This window comes from Pseudomonas sp. (assembly GCF_030696055.1).
In the GTDB taxonomy this organism is placed as follows: domain Bacteria; phylum Pseudomonadota; class Gammaproteobacteria; order Pseudomonadales; family Pseudomonadaceae; genus Aquipseudomonas.
This window is the reverse complement of the sequence record NZ_JAUYNP010000274.1, coordinates 1-3,464: the sequence shown is the minus strand read 5'-3', so window position 1 is coordinate 3,464 and position 3,464 is coordinate 1. Positions and strand designations below refer to the sequence as shown.

Below are 3,464 nucleotides of genomic sequence, written 5' to 3'. Positions count from 1 at the left end.
TTTACACCAGTAAACTCCGCTTTCTCGCCTGTTTCTGCCTTGTCTCGGCTGCCTCGGCTACGTTTTTCAACAACCTGTTGCGTAACACCCAAGGGGGCTGGTCGCAGGGTCAGCCCCCTTTTTTGATTTTTTGCATGGCTGCGCAGAGGGTTCAGCAGAAGGGCGAACGTGCCTTCACCTGATCGCAGCCACACCGCAAACCCTGTAGGAGCCAGCTTGCTGGCGATGCTTTTGACCTGAAAAGATCGCCAGCAAGCTGGCTCCTACAAAAGCAGCACCGCAACAAATTTACGCAGTAAAACCAGCCGCGCGGGCGCGGCGTTGGTGCAGTGACCCGGCCTGGCCGGTTACGGCACCCCTTGGGTGAGCGGGTTCAGGGTTTCCTGACCCGCAAGCCCGCTCTCCCAAGGGCAGCCCACTTCAACTAACTATGAAGAGGACTCCCTATGACAAAACCCATGATTGGCCTACCCCTGTGTCGTTGGCAGCTGACCGACCGCGATATCGGCTGGTTTCATCTAGTCGGAGAGAAGTACATCCGCTCGGTTACCGGCTACGGCGCCTTCCCGCTGATGATCCCGGCCTTCGGCGACGACCTGGATATGGACACGGTGCTGGATAACGTCTCGGGCATCATGTTTGGCGGCTCGCTGTCTAACCTGCACCCCAGCTTCTACGGCGACGACCATCCCGGCCTCGGCCTGGCCGACAAACCTCGCGATGAAACCGTGCTGCGCCTGATGCGCGCCTGCCTGGAGCGCGGCATTCCCTTTCTCGGCATCTGCCGGGGCGTGCAGGAGATGAACGTGCTGTTCGGCGGCACCCTGCATCGTGAGGTGCATAACGTGCCCGACCGTCTGGACCACCGCGAGGTCAAGGACGTACCGGACGACGTGGCCTACGGCCCGATGCATAGCGTGACCCTGACCGAGGGTGGCGTGCTGCACAAGTTGCTCGGCGAGCGTGAAGTGAAGGTCAATTCGTTGCATGGCCAGGGTATCGATCGTCTGGGCGAGGGCCTGCAGGTCGAGGCGGTGTGTGAGGACGGGCAGATCGAGGCGGTCAGCGTGGTCGGCGCCAAGGCGTTTGCCGTTGGGGTGCAGTGGCATCCCGAGTATCGCTATTGGGAGAAGGCGGACTACAACACGCTGTTGCAGGCGTTTCATGATGCGGCCAAGGAGTATCAGGCGAAGAAGTTGGAGAAGAGCAGGGTGGGGGAGGTGGCCTAAACATCTGCGTTGTTGATTGAAAGCAAAAGGCCCGTCATTCGACGGGCCTTTTGCTTTGGGTGTTGATGGGTATCGCTTTGCTCAACCTATCCTACAAAATTTCGGTGTTTTCAGTAGTGCGGTCGTTCTAGCTTGCATTCTCTGAAAGTTTTTTCCCTAGTTTATGTGAGCGAGCATTTATTACCCTACGAAGACGATCAATGTCTTCTTCTAATTCGCTTAGCATGGCTTGAGCATCTGGTTTATATGCATTTATTACGGTCGAGTCGTAGTGTTTTATTTCTAGGGAATAACCTTGGTTGGCTGTTCCTTGAACAGTTTGTCCCATAATCGTGTGAGGATTTTTTTTGCTCATTTTTCTTCCTCCTGATTGATATGTTCAGCGTGAGTCTGAACTTTTTCCAGTAATATTGCCATCAGATTAGCATAGATGTTCAGAAATACAGCGTCTCTATCTAGATTGAACTGCTCTGGTTCGCTGCTGGTTATAACTAAAACGCCAGATGGTTCATGATCTGATACGCTGGAGCTGTCCTCGCACGGTATGATTGGGACTGCAATGATACTGCGGTAAGTTTCCATGTCACTGGTGGAGTTGTGATCGCTGTCAGAGTGTTTCTGAATGTCTTCATAATACTTTATTGTCTTATGAAGATAGGACATTCCTACGACTCCAAAGCCAGGTTTCCAATCTCGGTTTCTAGGCTTAATGCGTTTGTCATATTCCCGCCATTTAGGAGTTAAATTTCCATCTGCATTCAGCTGGTAAAGAGCCATGTTCCATAGTGAGCCAGATGGAAAGGAAAAAAGCTTCTCCCTGTAAACTACTATAGGCCATATCAGGCTATGGATCATTGCATGGGTGTCTTCATCGCTTAGGCGTGTTCCTTGTAATTCGCTATTTCTAATTTTCCCTACGGCATAACTAAGGGACTCGACTGCAAATCGAGTTGCGGTTCTTTGGGTAGAGAAATAAGAAGCGTCAGTTTCATAGAAACTCTTTAAGTCCAAAAATTCTTTCGATATCTCATCTAGTTTTTGGGATTTTTCTTGATACTCAATTAACATTGTGTCCAGTGTTGATCCCTTTATTTGTAATATGATTGTAGATATATGAATTGTTGCGACTATGCCCGCGAGTGCCCAGACTATTAAGTCTACTATTCCTTTGTTGTTTAGTAGGTATGTTACGAAAATGGCAATCAGTAAGGGTAGTAGTAAGGTATTCCAGAATATTACCCAGGATTGGGCGGCTTTATTTATTTTTACCAGCTTTCGGAGAAGTGCTGTGGTTTTTTCGGAATGCATATTTGGTTGTTTCCTATAATCCGTAGGATGGGTTGAGCGTAGCGATACCCATCAATAACGGCAACGGCCATTCGAGGTCACAATTTATTACGCTCACCGACTGCCATATCGGTGTCCTCACCACCCGCCCAATCCGCCGGCAATACCCCCGCCCGCACATAACGGTGAAACGACGACCACGGCCAATCGGTTAGCCGCTGCACATGCCCATGTTTGCGTGGGTTGTGGTGGATGTAATCGAGATGCCGGTTGAAATCCGCCTGGTCGCGGATGCGATGTTCCCAATAACGGCGCTGCCAAATGCCGCGTTCGTCCTTGCGCTGTCGGCTGGCGGATATGCGCTCGCCATAGGGCAAGGCACGGGAAAAGCCGGTTTTGATCAACCGCCAACGCAGGGCGAAATCGGTATCGCCGGCTGGCAAGGTGCATAGAGCATGCAGATGGTCCGGAAGGATCACGATGGCGTCGATACGCCACGGATGTTGGCGCATCACTTTCCGGAAACTGGCGCGCAACAGGTCGATCTGTTCGGTCAATAACGCCTGGCGACGGTCGGCCAGGTTGAGGGTGAAGAACCAGCTGGCGCTTGGGGTGAGGTCGCGGCGGTAGTCGGTCATGGCTGCAGTCCTTTGCAGGGGCGGGTTTGGCTGAGTGTAGTAGCGGATTTGTGGTGGTTGGGTGATGGGTATCGCGTTGCTCAACCCATCCTACGGGTGTTGTTTGATGGTTGGCGTGTACCCGCCGCTTGTGCGGTGGTTTTGATATTGGTTCCGCCCTTACGGCGGCTCACTTGTGCGCCCAGCATGGGCGCCATCCTAGAGGTGAAAGTCCTCTCTTGAGCTGGCCACAGCGAATGAAGCGAAGCGCAACTGCATGAGGGCGACCGAGTGTGGGAAGGAAGCGTGGAGCATAAACCGCGAGCCGAGG

5 protein-coding genes are annotated in these 3,464 nt (G+C 52.6%); 2 read left to right on the top strand and 3 right to left on the bottom strand.

Going from position 1 to position 3,464, the window contains the following annotated elements:
• On the top strand, positions 1 to 182 hold a 182-nt coding region (locus Q8Q83_RS16295; protein WP_305625176.1), incomplete at its 5' end, for a hypothetical protein.
• A gap of 276 nt (positions 183 to 458) precedes the next feature.
• Positions 459 to 1,229: a gamma-glutamyl-gamma-aminobutyrate hydrolase family protein gene (locus Q8Q83_RS16290; protein ID WP_305625175.1), complete on the top strand. Its 771-nt coding sequence runs from the start codon at positions 459 to 461 to the stop codon at positions 1,227 to 1,229.
• Positions 1,230 to 1,356: 127 nt separating this feature from the next.
• Here Q8Q83_RS16290 and Q8Q83_RS16285 read toward each other — a convergent pair whose 3' ends face one another.
• The 3 genes from Q8Q83_RS16285 to Q8Q83_RS16275 form a co-directional block, all read right to left on the bottom strand.
• The gene (locus Q8Q83_RS16285) at positions 1,357 to 1,584 is read right to left on the bottom strand and encodes a hypothetical protein (protein WP_305625174.1); all 228 of its coding nucleotides are present in this window, start codon (positions 1,582 to 1,584) and stop codon (positions 1,357 to 1,359) included.
• The gene (locus Q8Q83_RS16280; protein WP_305625173.1) at positions 1,581 to 2,537 is read right to left on the bottom strand and encodes a GAF domain-containing protein; all 957 of its coding nucleotides are present in this window, start codon (positions 2,535 to 2,537) and stop codon (positions 1,581 to 1,583) included. Before Q8Q83_RS16280 ends, Q8Q83_RS16285 begins: the two co-directional genes overlap by 4 nt.
• A gap of 77 nt (positions 2,538 to 2,614) precedes the next feature.
• Complete coding sequence (locus Q8Q83_RS16275) at positions 2,615 to 3,154, bottom strand: transposase (protein ID WP_305625172.1); 540 nt, start codon at positions 3,152 to 3,154, stop codon at positions 2,615 to 2,617.
• Between the last annotated feature and the right edge of the window lie 310 nt (positions 3,155 to 3,464).